This is a genomic window from Neobacillus drentensis (assembly GCF_021560175.1).
Taxonomy (GTDB): Bacteria; Bacillota; Bacilli; order Bacillales; family Cytobacillaceae; genus Neobacillus; species Neobacillus drentensis_A.
Genome location: NZ_CP091110.1, coordinates 1,072,651 through 1,091,090, shown reverse-complemented (window position 1 = coordinate 1,091,090; position 18,440 = coordinate 1,072,651). Strand labels below are relative to the sequence as shown.

Genomic DNA, 18,440 nt, shown 5'->3' with positions numbered 1-18,440 from the left:
AAAGAAAAGCCCTCTTAATAAGAAGAGGGCGAATTCCTCCTCTTATCTGTCAGGTTATATATAACCTGCAGGAATTAGCACCTTTTCAAGGAATACCTTGAAGGTTGCCGGGCTTCATCGGGCCTAGTCCCTCCGCCTCTCTGGATAAGAGTCATATTTTATTTTTATTAATTGCTGAGTTAAGTTATAAAAAGTATTCTAGTTTAATTATTTATAAATGTCAATATTTTCTTTCAATTCATACAAAAAACGCAAGCGCCCTGGTCAGCGGCGTAAGGCCTGGAGTGCTCCAACTGAGATAAAGGAAAGGCGAAAGCGGAAGCGTCTTGATCAGGGGCGACTGGCATAAGACGAGCCGGCGAGAAGGCTGCTCTTTAGCCTTCTTGACGGATTGGCTTATGACCCCGAGCCCCTAGACGCTGGAGCTAGACAACACGAAGAGCGGCAGCGATTCGATGTTGACTTATCGTAGGGCGGAGCGCGAAGGACACTAGCCGCTAGGGCGCTTGCGCTGGACAATTTTCAAAGTCTTATTTTTATACTTTCTTAATCTTAAACAAGACCCGCCGTTAAGCGAGCCATGAGATTACTATTATCGATGAAGTTTCCCCTCTGCAAGCACGATTTGATGCTCTACCTGTGCTGGAGCGGTACCTCCAAAGCTGTTTCTGACCGCGACTACTTGTTCAGGAGCTAATACCCCGTATATATCCTCTTCAAATAGAGGACTGAAGCCCTGATATTCTTCAAAACTTAAATCCAATAAAAACTTATTTGATTGAATGGCATATAGAACGATTTTTCCGATCACTTCATGGGCCTCACGGAATGGCAAACCTTTTCTAACCAAGTAATCAGCAATATCTGTTGCATTAGAAAAATCATTATTAATTGCCTTTCGCATCACATCTTTATTGATTGTCATGGTTTCAACCATTGGGGCTAACAGCTTTAATGAGCCTTCAAGCGTCTCTACTGTATCAAACATGCCTTCTTTGTCTTCTTGTAGATCTTTATTATAAGCAAGCGGCAGACCCTTTAGTACGGTTAACAAGCCCATCAGGTTACCATATGTCCGTCCAGTCTTACCTCTCAGCACTTCAGGGACATCCGGGTTTTTCTTTTGTGGCATAATACTTGAACCGGTACAGAAAGAATCGTCAAGTTCTACAAACTGAAACTCCTGACTTGACCAAATGACCAACTCCTCAGAAAATCTAGAGATATGTGTCATAATAATCGACCCGATTGATAAGAATTCTACTATAAAATCGCGATCACTCACCGCATCCATACTATTAGGGTAAATCGTTTCAAATCCTAATAATTCCGCGACTCGTTCACGATTGATGGGAAATGTTGTCCCTGCTAATGCACCGGAACCAAGTGGAAGCCAATTGATCCGTTTGAGTGAATCCATTAGTCTCTCTTTATCACGTTCAAACATCCAAAAATAGGCCATAAGGTGATGGGCAAAAGAAACGGGCTGGGCTCGCTGCAAATGAGTGTATCCGGGAATCAAAGTATGAATGTTCGCTTTTGCCTGCTCAATTAATGCCTGCTGGACATCTTCAATTAACTTAATCAGCTCAGTTGTTTTAGTTCGTAAATATAAATGCATATCGGTAGCCACTTGGTCATTGCGGCTTCGGCCAGTATGAAGTTTGCCGCCAACTGGTCCGATTTTTTCAATCAAGAGCTTTTCAATATTCATATGAATATCTTCATCTTCAACTAAAAACTCAACCTCGCCGGCATCCACCAATTTCCTAATTGCTAAAAGACCGTCCTTAATTTTAATGGCATCCTCGATCGGAATAATGCCGCATTCTCCCAACATTTGGACATGGGCCATACTTCCGGCAATATCCTCTTTTGCTAACTTTTGATCAAAAGAAATCGATGCTGTAAACTCCTCTACCAGCTTGTTGGTTTCCTTTGTAAAACGACCGCCCCATAACTTCGACATTGCTGTTCCTCCCTAGATAAAGAAGACAGCCCCCGAATTGGATTCGAGGGCAATCCGGATTTATTTTAAAATCGTCTCTTTGTTATTAACTTCAGAATAAACCTTTGTTGGAAGTCCCCAAAGTTTAATAAAGCCAACCGCTGCGTTATGATCAAAGGCATCACCTTTTGCATAGGTAGCTAGTTCTTCATTGTAAAGGCTGTGTGGTGATTTTCGGCCTACAACCGTGTGATTTCCTTTAAAAAGCTTAACACGAATTGTTCCAGAAACTACCTTTTGGGTCTCATTGATAAATGCATCAAGAGCAGGTTTAATTGGAGAATACCAAAGACCTTCATAAATAATCTTCGCCATTTGCTGTTCAACCTGTGTCTTAAATTGGGTAACCTCACGGGTTAGCGTTAAAAACTCTAGTTCTCTATGAGCATTAATCAAAATTAACGCAGCAGGGTTTTCATACACTTCTCTTGATTTGATCCCTACTAATCTATTTTCAATATGGTCGATGCGGCCAACCCCATGCTTGCCGCCAAGTGTATTAAGTGTCTCAATCAATTGAACAAGTGGCAGTTGTTCACCATTAAGGGCAACAGGAACCCCTTGTTCGAATTCGATTTCAAGATATTCAGGAACATCCGGTGTCAATTCAATCGGATTCGTCCAGTCAAACGCTGCCTCTGGCGCCTCTGCCCATGGATCCTCAAGAACTCCTGCCTCACAAGCACGTCCCCAGATATTAGCATCAATTGAAAATGGATTATCTAAATCAACCGGTATAGGAATCCCGTTTTCTTCCGCATATTTAATTTCTTCATCGCGAGTCATTCCCCACTCACGAACAGGTGCAACAACCTTTAAACTAGGATTCAATGCTTGGATTGATACTTCAAAGCGAACTTGGTCGTTTCCTTTACCTGTACAGCCATGAGCAACAGCGCTTGCTCCCTCTTTTTCCGCAACCTCCACCAATAATTTAGAAATAAGCGGTCTTGATAGGGCTGAGGATAATGGATACTTACCTTCATATAAACAATTAGCCTTTAAAGCTGGTAAAATATATTCTTTTGCCAACATTTCTTTTGCATCTATCATATAGGCCTTGATGGCGCCAACTTTTAATGCTTTATTTTTAATAGCCTCTAGGTCTTTCCCTTCTCCAACATCCAACCCCAAGGCAATTACATCATAACCGTACTTTTCTTGGATCCATTTCACTGATACCGATGTATCTAAACCACCTGAGTATGCTAAAACAATTTTTTCCTTTGTCATTTTTATTCTCCTTGTACTTCATTGTGGATTTTTATTCATCTGATAGAATTATTATACAACATGTCTCATAGAAAATGAAACTATTTTGATAGTAAAAGTTTCAAAATTGCTTTTTGCGCATGCAGACGGTTCTCCGCTTCATCAAATACAACTGAATGAGGACCGTCAATAATCTCACCTGTTACTTCTTCGCCGCGGTGAGCTGGTAAACAGTGTAAGAAAATAAAGTCTTTATTCGCATGACTGCATAATTCCTTATTAACTTGGAAAGCTTGAAATGCCTTTAAGCGAATCGCAGTTTCTTCTTCCTGCCCCATACTGGTCCATACATCCGTAACCACTACATCAGCATCTTTTATGGCTTCATAAGGATTATTCGTAATCATAACGGAAGCCCCTGTTTGTTTTCCTGCTTGGATAGCCCTTTCGGTAATTTCCCCATCGGGCAGATATCCCGGAGGGCTGGCAATACTGATATTCATACCGACCTTCACGGCACCTTCCATTAAGGAATGGGCCATATTATTGTAACCATCACCAATATAGCAAAGCTTTAATCCGGCCAGCTTTCCTTTATGTTCTAGGATGGTTAATAGATCAGCCAGTACCTGGGTCGGGTGCTGCAGGTCTGTTAACCCATTAATGACCGGTACTGTTGCATGTGCGGCTAACTCCTCAACCGATTCATGTGAAAATGTGCGTATCATCATTCCATCAACATAGCGCGACAAAACCTTCGCGGTGTCCGAAATGCTCTCGCCACGTCCTAGCTGAATATCCCTTGAGCTTAAAAAGATTGCATGTCCCCCTAACTGCAGCATTCCCACTTCAAAGGAAACCCTTGTACGGGTCGAAGATTTTTCAAAGATCATTCCTAATACCTTTCCGTTTAAGTAAGGATACGGTTTACCTTCTTTTTGCTGTTTTTTTAATTCGACGGCTTCATTAAGTAAATATAAGATTTGGTCAGAACTAAAATCAGCCAGCTGTAAAAAATCCAGTCCCTTAAATTGCAGGTTCTCCCCGATGCTTTTATCGTCCGTATTAATTGCTTCTAACATGAGTAGCCCCTTCTTTCTCAAGTTTGTAATACTCGCTAACCGTCCTTACCTCAGAATTAGCTCCGAGCTTCTTTTCGACGCTTAATGTGGTTTCAATTGTATCAAGATGTGTGAATACCGGTACCTTATAGCGGACTGCATACTCGCGCATCTGGAAACCAAACTTGTTTTTGTTCCGGCCTTGGTTTGGTATATTTATAACAGCCTGAATCGGCTTATTACGAAAGATATTATTTAAGTCGTTTTCATCCTTTACGACTAGGTCTACGGTAAAGCCATTGGATGTTAAGAACAAAGCGGTTCCTTCTGTTGCAGCCAGTTTGTAATTTTCTTTTACTATTTCCTGTAAAATGGCAAGACTTTCTGTTTTTTCTCTGTCAGAAATCGAACAAAGAATATAATTTTCTTCCTTGTTTCCATTAATTAAAGGAATGGATTTTTGAAGGGCTTGCTGAAAGTTAGTTCCAATCCCAAGTACTTCCCCGGTTGACTTCATTTCCGGCCCAAGTACATGATCGACTCCCTTAAGCTTACTGGACGAGAAAACAGGTGTTTTTACTGAATAGTAACTAGGTTCAGATAGCAACCCTAAATCTTGGCTCAATTCTGTTAAAGAATTCCCTAATTGAACATTTGTTGCCCATTCAATCATTGGAACGCCGGTGACCTTACTAATAATCGGCACGGTTCGTGAAGAGCGCGGATTAACTTCTAACACATAAACCGTATCATCATAACAAACAAATTGGATATTCATAATGCCAACAACAGGTGCTGACTTAGCAATCCTGCCCGCATAATCAATTAATGTTTCTTTTATTTTGTTTGATAAAGAGATTGGCGGAAACACTGTGATGCTGTCTCCGGAGTGAACACCAGCTTTTTCAATATGTTCAAAGATTCCAGGTACGACAATATTTTCTCCATCACAAATGACATCAATTTCACATTCCTGGCCTGGTAAAAACTTATCTACTAATAATGGCCACATCTCGGCATTTGAATTTTCTTCAAGCTGGGTAATGTACTGAGCTAGCTCGTACTCGGAAAAAATCGTAAACATGGATTGCCCGCCGATTACATAGGACGGACGAACAAGTACCGGATAACCCAAAGATGCAGCTGCTTCCATTAATTCTTCTGGCTGTGAAGCTGTTTTTCCTTCAATATGCGGAATAGCTAAATCATCCAGGAGTTGATAAAATTCCTTTCGGTCCTCTAGGCGGTCAACATTTTGAACTGTTGTCCCTAAAATTTTAATTCCTTCTTCTTCTAACTCATGGGCAAGATTAATGGCTGTTTGCCCTCCAAACTGGATTAACACGCCATCCACTTTTTCTTTCTCAATGACATGGATCACATCTTCAGCAGCGAGTGGTTCAAAATACAAGCGGTCAGCAACCGAATAGTCTGTACTCACTGTTTCCGGATTATTATTGATTACTACTGCTTCATAGCCTTTTTTCTTGATTGCTTTAGCAGCGTGGACCGAGCAATAATCAAATTCTATTCCTTGCCCAATTCGAATCGGACCTGAACCGATTACTAGAATCTTTTTCTTGTCGGTGATTTCAACTTCATCACTGCCATGCCAAGTGGAATAGTAGTAAGGGGTAACGGCATCGAATTCAGCAGAACACGTATCTACCATTTTGTAGCCTGGAAGCATTTGTTGCTCTTTCCACTTGAGTCTTACTTGTTTTTCCGGGATTTGATACATTTGCGCTAATAACTTGTCAGAGACATTGTTTCGTTTGGCCCTTTTAAGCAAGTCGATTGGAACAGTATCCCATTGGAAGGAAGCTAATTCCTTTTCTAACGCAACGATTGAACTAATTTTGTGTAAAAACCACGGGTCAATTTCAGTAAGTTGTTGTACTTTCTGAAGAGTGAGGCCTCTTCTAAATCCTTCGGCAATCACAAATAGGCGCTTGTCATTTGCTACTTTAAGCAAATCAAACAAGGTAGACTCTTCTAATGACTCATAAGCTGTTTGGCAGAGACCGTAAACATTCATTTCCATGGAACGAATCGCTTTGTTTAAAGCTCCTTCAAACGTTCGGTCAATTGCCATAACTTCCCCGGTTGCTTTCATTTGTGTCCCTAAGGTTCTGTCTGCTTCAGGGAATTTGTCAAATGGAAAACGAGGCAGTTTCACCACAATATAATCAATCGCTGGCTCAAAAGAAGCAAAGGTATTACCTGTTATCGGGTTCACAATCTCATCAAGATGGTAACCAATCGCACACTTTGCCGCCATCCTTGCGATCGGATATCCGGTTGCTTTTGAAGCAAGTGCCGATGAACGGCTTACCCTTGGATTTACTTCGATAATATAGTATTGATTTGATTCAGGATGCAAAGCTAACTGAATATTACATCCACCAATAATCTCTAATTCTCTTATTACTTTTATTGAAACGTCACGAAGCATTTGATATTGAACATCTGTTAATGTTTGTGATGGAGCCACAACAATGGAATCGCCTGTATGAACACCTACTGGGTCCATATTTTCCATATTACAAACAATGATGCACGTATCATTTGCATCTCTCATTACTTCATATTCAATTTCCTTCCAGCCTTTAATGCTCTTTTCCACTAAGACTTGATGAATAGGGCTCGCTGCTAACCCTTTTTTTAGCACAATTTCAAGTTCCTCATCATTATAGGCGAAACCTCCACCCTCTCCTCCTAATGTATAGGCAGGGCGGATGATGACAGGGAACCCGATTTTTTGAACAAACTGAACTCCTTCTTCGTAACTATGAATGATTTCAGATTCAGGGATTGGTTCACCAATTTCTATCATTAAATTACGGAACTTCTCGCGGTCCTCTCCATTTTTAATGGACGCTACCGAAGTCCCTAAAAGTTCAACATTGTATTTCTCTAGAATTTTCTGCTCAAATAGCTGAACGGTTAAATTTAATCCAGTTTGACCGCCAAGGGTACCAATTACCCCATCAGGTCTCTCCTTCTGGATAATCTTCTCTATCGTTTCTACATTTAATGGTTCAATATATACCTTATCCGCCACCGCTTCATCAGTCATAATCGTGGCAGGGTTGTTATTAATGAGAACAACTTCAATTCCCTCTTCTTTTAAGGCGATACACGCCTGTGTGCCGGCATAATCAAATTCTGCTGCCTGCCCGATCACAATTGGTCCTGAACCAATAACAAGTACTTTTTTTAGATTTTTATTTAACGGCATAAATGTTCTCTCCCAATGATGCAATCTGACTCACAAAATCTTTAAAAATATATTCCGTGTCGCTTGGTCCGGGATGTGCTTCCGGATGAAATTGAACGGTTTGAATTGGGTACAATTTATGTTGCAGCCCTTCAATTGATTTGTCATTTATATTTCGGTAGGTAACATTAAATACCTTTTGATCAATACTCTCATCTAACACAACATAGCTATGATTTTGTGCAGTTATTTTTACCTTTCCAGTCGTCAATTCTTTAACTGGATGGTTTCCGCCTCTATGTCCGTAGGCAAGTTTAGTCGTTTTTGCTCCATATGACAGGGCAATTAACTGATGACCCAGGCAAATTCCGAGCGTTGGATAGGCCTGTGTTATTTTTTTTATTTCTGGAAACCATGCTTTTAACTGCATTGGATCTCCAGGGCCATTACTCAATAAAATCCCATCTGGATTTAAAGATTTTATTTTTTCAAATGTGGTGGTATAAGGAACAATTGTTACCGAACAGTTCTCTTCTAAAAGAGCATGAAGAATCGACTTTTTATAGCCGAAATCCATTAGGACTACGTGTGGACCATTATTTTTGAAATATTGAATTTTCTTGGTAGATACTTTATCCACCCACATAGTCGTTTTTGGATCGTTCGGAACAATATTTTTCTTTTCTTTTCCTAAATACCCTTTTACCGTACCACGGCTTCGAATGGTTTTGACAAGTCGTCTTGTATCCACTCCGGCAAGCCCGGAAACTCCTGCAGACTTTAACTTTTCTGAAAATTTATTAATAGATTGATAATGACTTGGCTCTTCACATAAATCACTAATAACAACACCTGCTAATGCTGGAGAAATGCTTTCATCATCCAATGCATTGATTCCATAGTTTCCAATAATCGGATAGCAGAAGGTAATAATTTGCCCGGCGTAAGATGGGTCGGTGATAATTTCCTGATACCCAGTCATACTTGTATTAAAAACGACTTCGCCAAGAGAGTCCTTATCTGCCCCAATTAGGACGCCTTCAAATATTTCTCCTGTTTCCAAAGTAAGATAACCCTTTTCCAAAATAGTCACTCGCCTTTCTCGATACTTTGGAATGTTTTTTCCAATGCTTCTGTAAATTCATTTATTTCTTCTTTCGTTACGGTTAATGGAGGTAAAATACGGACGACATTAGGTCCGGCAGTTAAAATAAGGAGTTGATTGGAAATTGCTTCTTGAACAATTTCTAATGCATTCGTTTCGACGACTAATCCTTTTAACAGCCCTTTACCGCGAATTTCTTTTATAAAAGAGTATTTCTGCTTTAAAAGGGTCAGCTGCTGATCTAAATAATCTATCGCTTCCTTTGTCTGTTCAAGCAAATTACTTTCAATAATATGGGTCACAGTCGCAAGCCCAGCTGCTGTTGCCAGTGGGTTTCCGCCAAAGGTACTGCCATGGCTGCCCGGTTCAAACCCTTTTGCTGCCTCTTCTTTGGCAATGATCGCTCCGATTGGAAATCCTGATCCCAATCCTTTGGCAATACTTATGACATCTGGTTCGATCGAATATTGCTCATAGGCAAAAAATGTTCCTGTTCGGCCGATACCTGTTTGAATTTCATCCACCATCAGCAGGATATCGTTTTCCTTACAAATTTGTGCTAATTTTGTTACCCATTGCTGATTGGCTGGAATAACCCCGCCTTCACCTTGGACAAGCTCGAGTAATACAGCTGCAGGCTTAATGGCAACAAGCTGTTCTAATGCTGTCTCGTCATTGTATGGAAGGTAACTGAATCCTGGCATAAGCGGCGCAAAGCCCTGCTGGATTTTCTCTTGTCCTGTTGCTGTCAAGGTAGCTAAGGTTCTCCCGTGGAAGGACTGTCCAAAGGTGACAACCTCAGAAGAACTGCTTCCTTTTACTTTATTTGCATATCTTCTTGCCAGTTTAATAGCGGCTTCATTCGCTTCAGCGCCACTATTGCAGAAAAAAACCTGATCACCGCAGCTATTAGCGGTTAGCGCTGCAGCAAGCTGCTGCTGATTCGGAATGTTATATAAATTGGAGCAATGCCACAAGTTTTGTAATTGTTCCTCCAGCTTTTCTTTAACTGGGTCAGGAACATGCCCTAAGTTACAAGTAGCAATACCTGAAGTGAAATCTAAAAATTGGTTCCCTTGATCGTCCCACACGTAACTTCCTTTCCCCTTAACTAATGTGACAGGGAATCGGCTGTATGTTGCCATTACTGGTGTGGTCAGGGAGATGGAAGTATCGTTTACCATTACGCAATCTCCTCTTCTAGGACTATTTTTGTCCCAACGCATTTGCCGTTTGAATAATCCAGCAGACTATTTTTTTCAAAACCGTTAATGATTCCAACCTCTGGTATGTTATGAACAAGGCCGTCAATTGCAGCTTGAACCTTTGGAATCATTCCTCCATAAATGGTTTCGTCTTCGATCATCTGTTCAATAATGGCCTTTGAGACCTTATCAAGCTTAGTTTTTACTCCATCATGATTTACCAAGATACCAGGAATATCACTGATGAAACACAGGTTGGCTTCTAATGATTTTGCAATGGCAGAGGCAGCAATATCACCATTTATGTTATAACGCTGCCCACTTGCATCAATACCAACCGGAGAAATAACCGGGATAAACCCTTGGTCGATGATACTCTCGATGATACTGTTATTAACTTCGACTACTTCTCCAACAAAACCTAAAGTTTTCGCATTAGTTGTCGGGGCTGCCTTTAGCAGGCCGCCATCAACACCGCTAATACCGACCGCATTTCCTCCAACTTCGACAAGATTCCTAACTACTTGTTTATTAACTGATCCGCTTAAAACCATTTCCACTACGTCTAACACTTGATGGTCGGTTACTCTAAGTCCATTTACGAATTTGGTTTCTACATTTAAGCTTTTTAATAATGAAGTAATCAGCGGGCCTCCGCCATGAACGATAATCGGTGTCCACTCACCGGAGGCATGCATTTTTACGATGTCTTCATAAAAGGATCTTGGCAGATTTTCTAACACACTTCCGCCACACTTAATGACTAAATATTTCATTGTTGTCCTCCCTTAAGTGCGGTAAGATGCATTGATTTTTACATAGTCGTAAGTAAGATCGCATCCCCAGGCCGTTGCACTGTTTTCACCTTGATTTAAATCGACATAAATCACAACATTCTCTTGTTCTAAGTAGCTTTTTACTTCCTCTTCAACAAATGGACACGGTAAACCTTTTTCAAACACTTTATATTGACCGATGGAGACCTCTAATAATTGGGGTTCAATCGGTACCCCGCTGTATCCCGCTGCAGTGACAATACGCCCCCAGTTAGGATCGGTTCCATATATAGCCGTTTTGACAAGATTTGAAGAAATGATGGATTTACCGACCGCTTTAGCATCATTTGTGCTGAAGGCTCCACTTACTTGGACTTCAACAAGCTTGGTTGCTCCTTCACCGTCTCTAGCAATTTTTTTGGCAAGTTCTTTACAAACAATCCCTAATGCGGTGACAAAACTTCCCCAGTCAGGATGTTCTTTTGTAAGCTGTTCATTGCCCGCTAATCCATTTGCCATTACCAGCACCATGTCATTGGTACTTGTATCCCCATCAACCGTGATCATGTTAAAGGTTTGGTTTGTTACATCCTTAAGAGCTGCTAACAGGTCCTCTTGGGCTATATTTGCATCGGTTGTCACAAAGCCGAGCATGGTTGCCATATTCGGATGGATCATCCCTGAACCTTTCGCAGCACCGCCGATTGAAATGGTATGCTCATCTATTTTTATTTGAACACCGATTTGTTTGATACATGTATCAGTTGTTAAAATGGAATGTTTAAAATTTTCCTCTTGTTCAAATTCGGATTGCAGGATTTGTTCAATTCCTGCATTAATACATTCCATTGGCAGCAGTTCGCCTATTACTCCAGTTGAGGTAACGGCAACAAGATGTGGTTGGATCCCTAACTCGTCTGCGAATCTTTTTTGCATCTCCGCTGCATCAAGTAAACCCTGCTCGCCTGTACAGGCATTGGCATTTCCGGAGTTAACAAGGATTGCTTGAATTTTATTTTCTTTTGCGATACTTTCTTGCGTTAGAATTAGCGGTGCGGCTTGGAAAACATTGGTCGTATATACACCCGCTACAGCCGCTGGCACATCCGAGACGATATATCCCAAATCCAACCGCTTCTTCTTAATCCCGCAATGCATACCGCCTGCTTTATATCCCTCTGGTAAGGTTATACTTGCATCTTCAATTACAACAATTTTGTTGGTTGATGTGGCTTGTGTCAATTTGTTTTCCCCCTTAGTAATCCCTTGCATTTAACAGGGCTATTTAACTAGTAAATTATTAGTTTTAAATTATGGATATATTGGTATATCGGTGAGCCCAGTTTGTTCATCCCAGCCATTCATAAGATTGGCGTTCTGAATCGCTTGACCAGCTGCCCCTTTTACTAGATTGTCAATGACTGAGATGATTGTTAACCGATTGGTCCGTTCATCCACATGCAAACCAATATCACAAAAATTTGATCCCATTACTTCTTTTGTTGCAGGTATATTCCCTTCCGGCCGTACTCTTATAAAATGACATTCTTGATAAAATTGTTTATATAAATCAATAACTTTTTGGGTTGAAATTTTTTCTTTTAGATTCACGTACATCGTGGACATTATTCCCCTTGTCATTGGAACAAGATGTGTTGTGAAGGTAACTGTAATTGGATTGCCACTTTCATCCGTAAGAACTTGTTCTATTTCAGGGATATGTTGATGTTTTCCTAGTTTATAAGCTTTAGTGTTTTCATTAATCTCTGAGTAATGGGAAGTTAACGAGAGTCCTCTTCCGGCACCAGAAACTCCAGATTTTGCATCTATAATAATTGAATTTTCATCAGCTAATTTGGACTTCATGATTGGTAAAAGTCCAAGATTGGTTGCAGTGGGATAGCACCCCGGATTAGCAATTAAGGTTGCCTCCTTGATTTCCTCTTTATAGATCTCACTTAAACCGTAGACTGCCTGTTTTAAGTACTCCTCCTCTGGTGAGGAGTGCTGATACCAGGTTTCATAATCTTCAGCAGACCGAAGCCGGAAATCTCCGGAAAGGTCAATACACTTTATTCCCTCATCCAGCAGCTGTGGTACAAGTTTGCTGCTTACACCTGAAGGGGTAGCGAGGAAAACAATGTCATTTTCTTCACTTAATCGCTTTGTATTAAATGTTTCTAGAGGTTGAACAACCACATCGGAAAGATGTGGATACACATCGCTAAAATTAACCCCAGCTTGGGAGTTAGATACCACTGAACCAATCTCCAAGTATGGGTGCTTATTAATTAACCTGACTAATTCAATTGAACCATAACCAGTTCCGCCGATAATCGCAGCTTTCATTTCTTCAACTCCCAAGTCACTTTCATAATGAATTATTATACATTTATATATATAATTATTCAACAAGTAAATAGCATTATTTTTTATTTTTACTGAAAATTACCGCACTTTTATTTGTAAACGCTTTCATTTTAGTTTGTAAGATTATACATTTTATATGCAAAAAAATAAGTTCCAGCGGATGCTGGAACTTCAAAATAGTTCACACAACGAGAATTTTTTATAGACTGGTATGGAGCAAATTCAGTACGTTTCGCAGTTCCTTAACTGATACCTGTCCCGGAGCGGAGGCCTTCTTAGCAGCTCCAAAAGTAATGGCCGAGCCAAATAATTCTCCAGCTAAACGGCTTATAACTCCCTTTCCGGCCATGGACATAGTAATAATCGGTCTGTCAGCGTATTGTTCATTCATGGTTGTTGTGGCATCCAGTAATGTTAGGACATCAGCTGTACTTGCAGGCATTACAGCAATCTTCGGGAGATCTCCACCTAATTCCTGGGCTCTACATAGCCGGGAGATAATTTCATCTTTTGAAGGAGTCGCATGAAAATCATGGTTAGAAATAATGACATAAACATTTTGAGAATGAGCAGCTTCTATTAATGCTTTAACATCGTTTTCCTCATTAAATAACTCCACATCGACGATATCAACCAGACCGGTTTCAGCAATAGCTTTATTTAACTCAAAGTAGAAAGAGGTACTAACCTCTTTTTCCCCGCCTTCCTTAGCACTTCGAAATGTGAAAACAAGTGGAGTCTGGGGAAGGATCGCTCTAATCCCTCTTAAAACCTCTTTTACCTTTTCAATTTCTTCGACATGTTCATAGAAATCAACACGCCACTCTACTAAATCCAAATCAAGTGTTTTTAAATAGTTTGCTTCCTCTATTAAATGTGCAAAACTAGACCCTACCATTGGAACACAAATTTTTGGAGTACCTTCACCGATGATAACGTTTTTGACTGTAATCGTTTTTATATTCTTTTTAATCATTGCCTTACACCAAATTCCATTGATAATGTGTTGATGATTTGTTCTGCAATGTTATCAGCGCTCTGGTTGTCCGTACTGATTTTCAAATGATGCAGTGCATAGATTTCTTGCCGATTATTGTAAAGCTCCTCCATTTCACCAATTGACTTTCCATGTAACACCGGCCTGCTGTCAAAAATTAAACTGAGCCGTTCTTTCCAGCTTTCCAGGGATAAGTCTAGATGAATGACAATGCAGGAGGATAGACAGATCTTTCTTATTTCTTCCTGCAAAAAAGCACCACCGCCGAGAGAAATTACTTTTCGCTCTTGTTCGGCTAATTCGGCAATCAGCTGTTTCTCCCGATCTCTAAATGCTTTTTCACCAATCTCTTTAAAAATTTGCGAGACAGGCATTCCATACTCTTTTTCAATTTCTTCGTCAATGTCAACAAATGGACGAAGAAGTTTTTGTGCAACAAGCTTTCCAATTGTCGTCTTTCCTACTCCCATAAAACCAATAAAAATTATACTTTTTTCACTATTATTCAAAACCTTTCATCCCCCTAAAGGCTATGAGCTATTATTTACATCATTATAATGCTTAATTGAAAATTAAGAAACCTTGGGTTATGAATGAATAGAAAAAGACCCCTATTGGAGTCTAACTAGCATTAAGGGATTATGAACCCTTTATATCTGTCGAATCTCTCTTTCACCTTGAGCTTAGGGGGTTATGAGCCCCTTTTATCGGTCGTAGTTCTCTTTCGCCTTAGCCTTCAGGGGTTATGAACCACTCTTATCGGTCGTAGTTCTCTTTCGCCCTTGCCTTTAGGGGTTATGAACCATTCTTATCCATAGAACTACTTTTCCGCTACCTTCGTTTCTAATTCTTCATCTTTGGGTCAAGGACATCCCTAAGTCCATCACCCATTAAATTGAAGCCCAACACCGTCAACATGATGGCAACCCCTGGAAAAAACAGTGTCCAAGGTGCCTGAGTAATATAATTCTTCGAATCTGCCAACATTTTTCCCCACTCCGGTGTCGGCGCCTGTGCACCCATTCCAAGAAAGCCGAGGGCCGCGGCTTCAATAATAGATGTGGCAATCGCTAATGTTGCTTGGACAATGACGGGTGAAACACTGTTAGGTAAGATATGATGGAAGAGAATTCGGGTATCCTTCATCCCCACCGCGCGGGCTGCCATAATATATTCTTCCTGTTTAACACTTAGCACCTTTGAACGGATAAGCCGGCCAAAGTTCGGAATATTAATGACTGCAATGGCTATTAAAGCGTTTTGTAAAGAGGGTCCAAGGATGGCTACTACCGCTATCGCTAAAAGAATACTAGGGAAGGCAAGCATGATATCAAAAATTCGCGAGATAACAGAATCAATCCAGCGGCCATAATATCCTGCAACAATTCCTAAAATGGTGCCAAATACCACCGAACCTAGAACAGAGAAAAATCCGACCCACAAGGATATCCTCGCCCCATAAACAATCCGCGAGAAAATGTCACGGCCAAAATCATCCGTTCCAAACCAATGATCGCCTGAAGGCGGAAGCATTCGATCTGTTAGCACTTGCTCTTTATAACTATAGGGTGAAATAACCGGTGCTAAAATCGCAATGATGATAAAAAAAGCTACAATCCCCAGGCCAGCTAGGGCTAATCGGTTTTTATAAAAGGATATCCAGGCTTCCTTCCAAGGAGGAGTCAGCTTATCTTCAACAGGTACATGCTCAATATTAGCTGTTTTTTTTACAAGTTCCGCCACCTAAATTCCCCCTCCTTTATTTCGTATATTTAATTCTTGGATCAACAAAGACATACAATACATCCACAATTAAATTAATAAAAACAAAGATGGCAGCAATTAATAAAATACCTGATTGAATCACTGGATAATCCCGATAACCGATTGCATCATATAAATATCGGCCAATTCCCGGCCAGCCAAAAATGGTTTCTGTTAAAATAGCTCCACCCAAAAGAAGGCCTGTTTGCAGCCCGATAATGGTCAGTACTGGAATAATCGCATTTTTTAAAGAATGCTTATACACGACCCAAAACATGCTCAGACCTTTTGCCCTTGCGGTACGGATGTAATCTGATTTCATTACCTCAAGCATGGTGGCGCGAGTCATTCTGGCGATTATGGCCATAGGTATGGTAGCAAGTGCCACACTTGGTAATATCAAATGCTTCAGGACCACAATAAATTGATCAAATCTTCCTTGTAAAAGCGTATCGATTAAATATAGATTGGTAATGGCGGAAACGGGATCTCTAACATTCTCTCTTCCTGTGGTCGGAAGCCAGCCTAAATGAATGGAAAACACCCATTGTTCCATTAAACCAAGCCAAAATATTGGCAGTGATACCCCAATTAAGGCAAGGACCATCGCGGCATAATCAAACCATGATCTCGAGAACCAGGCACTCACTATCCCTGCATTTACACCAATAATAACTGCGATAAACATCGCCACAAGGGTTAATTCCGCTGTTGCCGCCAAGTACGACCAAATTTCTTCATTAATGGGACCTCTTGTCCTTAGTGAGATCCCTAAATCTCCATGAAGCAATGCTTTAATATACTCTATATATTGTATGTACCAGGGGCGGTCCAATCCTAATTCCTTAGTTAAGGTCGCAATGGATTCTGCGGTTGCTCTTTGTCCAAGAATGACTTGAGCTGGATTACCAGGAATAGCATGGATAATAGCAAAAACCACCATTGTCATCCCAATTAAAACCGGTATGAGAGAGAACACGCGGCGGACTGTGTAAGTAAACAAATTTTTCACCTCTTTTGAGAATGAACTTTAAGTTACCAAAAGGGAGGAAAAGTCCCTCCCCCTTGTACAGCTATTATTTAAATTCTACTTTTGTCAAAGCCTCTGAGCCTGTTGGGTGCGGCAAATAGTTAACCACGTCTTTCCCTGCTGCTAATAATGGTGTGGAATGTACAAGTGGAACCCATGGAGCATCATCATGGATGATAACCTGTGCTTCCTCATACAGCGCATTACGCTTAGCTTGATCTGTTTCTGTTTGAGCCTTAATTAGGATATCGTGTAATTGGTCATTGCTATAATAGGAATAGTTATTGCTTCCAATACTGTCTTTATCAAGCAGAGTGTATAAGAAGTTATCAGGGTCTCCATTGTCGCCTGTCCAGCCAAGCATGAACATATCAAACTCGCCTTTGCCCGCTTTGTCTAAATAAGTTGCCCAGTCAACAGACTGGATCTTGGCTTTAACTCCAATTTTACTTAAACTTTCTTGGATCACTTCTGCCACCTTTTGTGCTTCCGGCATATATGGTCTTGCTACAGGCATTGCCCATAGGTCAATCGTAAATCCTTTTTCGTAACCGGCTTCTTTTAGTAATTGTTTCGCTTTGTCTAAATCATATGGGTATGGCTCAATCGACTTGTTGTAGCCTTCAATGGAAGGCGGCATTGGATTGACAGCCTCAAGTGCCTTTCCGCCATAAAACGCATCGATGATTGACTTTTTATCAATGGCATAATTGATGGCTTGACGAACGAGTTTGTTATCAAATGGTTTGCGAGTGGTTGTTAAACCAATATAGCCAACATTCATTGATGGCCGTTCAATGACTTGGAGATTAGCATTTGCTTTAACAGCAGCTTCATCTGAATTGTTTAGGCCATCCATGACATCAATCTCACCATTGGCCAAAGCATTAAGACGTGCTGTATTCTCAGGAATGACACGGAAAATAACTTTGTTTAACTTAGGGTAGCCCTTTTTCCAATAGTCAGGGTTTTTCTCAATCGTAATCGTATCGTTTTCTTTCCACTCGACGAATTTAAATGGACCGGTACCAACAGGATGTTGTCTAAATTTATCACCGTATTTCTTAACGGCTTCAGGGCTGGCAATTCCAAATGGAGACATCGCTAAGTTTTTCAGGAATGGTGCTTGTGGTCTTGTTAAAACAAATTGGACTGTATGGTCATCAATCGCTTTAACCTCTTTAATGACGTGCCCTTTTTCCCCCTTATAACCGCCAAACATTGTATAATAAGGGAAACTGTCGGCATTGCCATTCATCCAGCGGTCAAAGTTAAATACAACTGCTTTTGCATTAAAATCGGTCCCATCATGGAATTTAACTCCTTGTCGAAGTTTAAAGGTATACGTTAAACCATCAGGTGTAACTTCCCACGATTCAGCAAGTCCAGGATGTATGGTTGTATCTTGGTCGCCATATTCAAGTAATGTTTCAAATATGTTTTCAGTTACTTTAAATGTTTCTCCTTCAGTTGAGGTGATCGGGTCTAGTGAAGTAGAATCTCCTCCACGGCCATAGACTAGTGTGTCCTTTTTCGAGGTGCTTCCAGAGGCTGAATCTTCCTTGCCTCCAGTAGTTTCATTTGTTTTACTGTTGCAGCCAGCCAAGAACATGCTGATGGCTAGTAGAGAAATCAACAACAGTATAAAAGGTTTTTTCTTCATAAAAGTTTGTTACCCCCTGTACATTTTTT

At 40.6% G+C, this 18,440-nt stretch carries 14 protein-coding genes and 1 riboswitch; all 14 genes read right to left on the bottom strand.

Going from position 1 to position 18,440, the window contains the following annotated elements:
• Positions 1-39: 39 nt before the first annotated feature.
• Positions 40-151: riboswitch (SAM riboswitch) on the bottom strand.
• Positions 152-592: 441 nt separating this feature from the next.
• Complete coding sequence (gene argH, locus L1999_RS05110; RefSeq protein ID WP_235742584.1) at positions 593-1,969, bottom strand: argininosuccinate lyase; 1,377 nt, start codon at positions 1,967-1,969, stop codon at positions 593-595.
• A gap of 60 nt (positions 1,970-2,029) precedes the next feature.
• Positions 2,030-3,241: an argininosuccinate synthase gene (locus tag L1999_RS05105; RefSeq protein ID WP_235742583.1), complete on the bottom strand. Its 1,212-nt coding sequence runs from the start codon at positions 3,239-3,241 to the stop codon at positions 2,030-2,032.
• A gap of 80 nt (positions 3,242-3,321) precedes the next feature.
• Complete coding sequence (gene argF, locus L1999_RS05100) at positions 3,322-4,302, bottom strand: ornithine carbamoyltransferase (RefSeq protein WP_235742582.1); 981 nt, start codon at positions 4,300-4,302, stop codon at positions 3,322-3,324.
• Positions 4,286-7,522: a carbamoyl-phosphate synthase (glutamine-hydrolyzing) large subunit gene (carB, locus tag L1999_RS05095; protein ID WP_235742581.1), complete on the bottom strand. Its 3,237-nt coding sequence runs from the start codon at positions 7,520-7,522 to the stop codon at positions 4,286-4,288. The genes argF and carB overlap by 17 nt, the downstream gene beginning before the upstream one ends.
• Complete coding sequence (locus L1999_RS05090; RefSeq protein WP_235742580.1) at positions 7,509-8,585, bottom strand: carbamoyl phosphate synthase small subunit; 1,077 nt, start codon at positions 8,583-8,585, stop codon at positions 7,509-7,511. Before L1999_RS05090 ends, carB begins: the two co-directional genes overlap by 14 nt.
• Positions 8,586-8,590: 5 nt before the next feature.
• Entirely contained in the window at positions 8,591-9,790 is a 1,200-nt protein-coding gene (locus L1999_RS05085; RefSeq protein ID WP_235742579.1) for an acetylornithine transaminase, read from the bottom strand.
• Positions 9,790-10,587: an acetylglutamate kinase gene (gene argB, locus L1999_RS05080; protein ID WP_235742578.1), complete on the bottom strand. Its 798-nt coding sequence runs from the start codon at positions 10,585-10,587 to the stop codon at positions 9,790-9,792. The genes L1999_RS05085 and argB overlap by 1 nt, the downstream gene beginning before the upstream one ends.
• A 12-nt stretch (positions 10,588-10,599) precedes the next feature.
• On the bottom strand, positions 10,600-11,829 hold the full coding sequence (argJ, locus tag L1999_RS05075; protein ID WP_235742577.1) for a bifunctional glutamate N-acetyltransferase/amino-acid acetyltransferase ArgJ: 1,230 nt from the start codon (positions 11,827-11,829) through the stop codon (positions 10,600-10,602).
• 69 nt (positions 11,830-11,898) lie between these two features.
• Positions 11,899-12,936 carry an N-acetyl-gamma-glutamyl-phosphate reductase gene (argC, locus tag L1999_RS05070; RefSeq protein ID WP_235742576.1) on the bottom strand — a complete coding sequence of 346 codons (1,038 nt, stop codon included), beginning with the start codon at positions 12,934-12,936 and terminating at the stop codon, positions 11,899-11,901.
• 220 nt (positions 12,937-13,156) lie between these two features.
• Positions 13,157-13,933 carry a type I 3-dehydroquinate dehydratase gene (gene aroD, locus L1999_RS05065; RefSeq protein ID WP_430540006.1) on the bottom strand — a complete coding sequence of 259 codons (777 nt, stop codon included), beginning with the start codon at positions 13,931-13,933 and terminating at the stop codon, positions 13,157-13,159.
• Positions 13,930-14,424 carry a shikimate kinase gene (locus L1999_RS05060; protein WP_235744258.1) on the bottom strand — a complete coding sequence of 165 codons (495 nt, stop codon included), beginning with the start codon at positions 14,422-14,424 and terminating at the stop codon, positions 13,930-13,932. The genes aroD and L1999_RS05060 overlap by 4 nt, the downstream gene beginning before the upstream one ends.
• 373 nt (positions 14,425-14,797) lie before the next feature.
• Positions 14,798-15,667, bottom strand: coding sequence for an ABC transporter permease (locus tag L1999_RS05055; RefSeq protein WP_235744257.1), 870 nt, complete (start codon positions 15,665-15,667; stop codon positions 14,798-14,800).
• Positions 15,668-15,713: 46 nt separating this feature from the next.
• Positions 15,714-16,721: an ABC transporter permease gene (locus L1999_RS05050; RefSeq protein WP_235742575.1), complete on the bottom strand. Its 1,008-nt coding sequence runs from the start codon at positions 16,719-16,721 to the stop codon at positions 15,714-15,716.
• A gap of 73 nt (positions 16,722-16,794) precedes the next feature.
• On the bottom strand, positions 16,795-18,411 hold the full coding sequence (locus L1999_RS05045) for an ABC transporter substrate-binding protein (protein WP_235742574.1): 1,617 nt from the start codon (positions 18,409-18,411) through the stop codon (positions 16,795-16,797).
• Positions 18,412-18,440: the final 29 nt, after the last annotated feature.

Excerpts from the sequence above, each read along its gene's own strand:
- L1999_RS05060 (WP_235744258.1), bottom strand. The coding sequence starts at position 14,424 with ATGGGAGTAGGAAAGACGACAATTGGAAAGCTTGTTGCACAAAAACTT.
- aroD (WP_430540006.1), bottom strand. The coding sequence starts at position 13,933 with ATGATTAAAAAGAATATAAAAACGATTACAGTCAAAAACGTTATCATC.
- carB (WP_235742581.1), bottom strand. The coding sequence starts at position 7,522 with ATGCCGTTAAATAAAAATCTAAAAAAAGTACTTGTTATTGGTTCAGGA.
- argF (WP_235742582.1), bottom strand. The coding sequence starts at position 4,302 with ATGTTAGAAGCAATTAATACGGACGATAAAAGCATCGGGGAGAACCTG.
- argH (WP_235742584.1), bottom strand. The coding sequence starts at position 1,969 with ATGTCGAAGTTATGGGGCGGTCGTTTTACAAAGGAAACCAACAAGCTG.
- L1999_RS05045 (WP_235742574.1), bottom strand. The coding sequence starts at position 18,411 with ATGAAGAAAAAACCTTTTATACTGTTGTTGATTTCTCTACTAGCCATC.
- argC (WP_235742576.1), bottom strand. The coding sequence starts at position 12,936 with ATGAAAGCTGCGATTATCGGCGGAACTGGTTATGGTTCAATTGAATTA.
- argB (WP_235742578.1), bottom strand. The coding sequence starts at position 10,587 with ATGAAATATTTAGTCATTAAGTGTGGCGGAAGTGTGTTAGAAAATCTG.
- L1999_RS05105 (WP_235742583.1), bottom strand. The coding sequence starts at position 3,241 with ATGACAAAGGAAAAAATTGTTTTAGCATACTCAGGTGGTTTAGATACA.
- L1999_RS05085 (WP_235742579.1), bottom strand. The coding sequence starts at position 9,790 with ATGGTAAACGATACTTCCATCTCCCTGACCACACCAGTAATGGCAACA.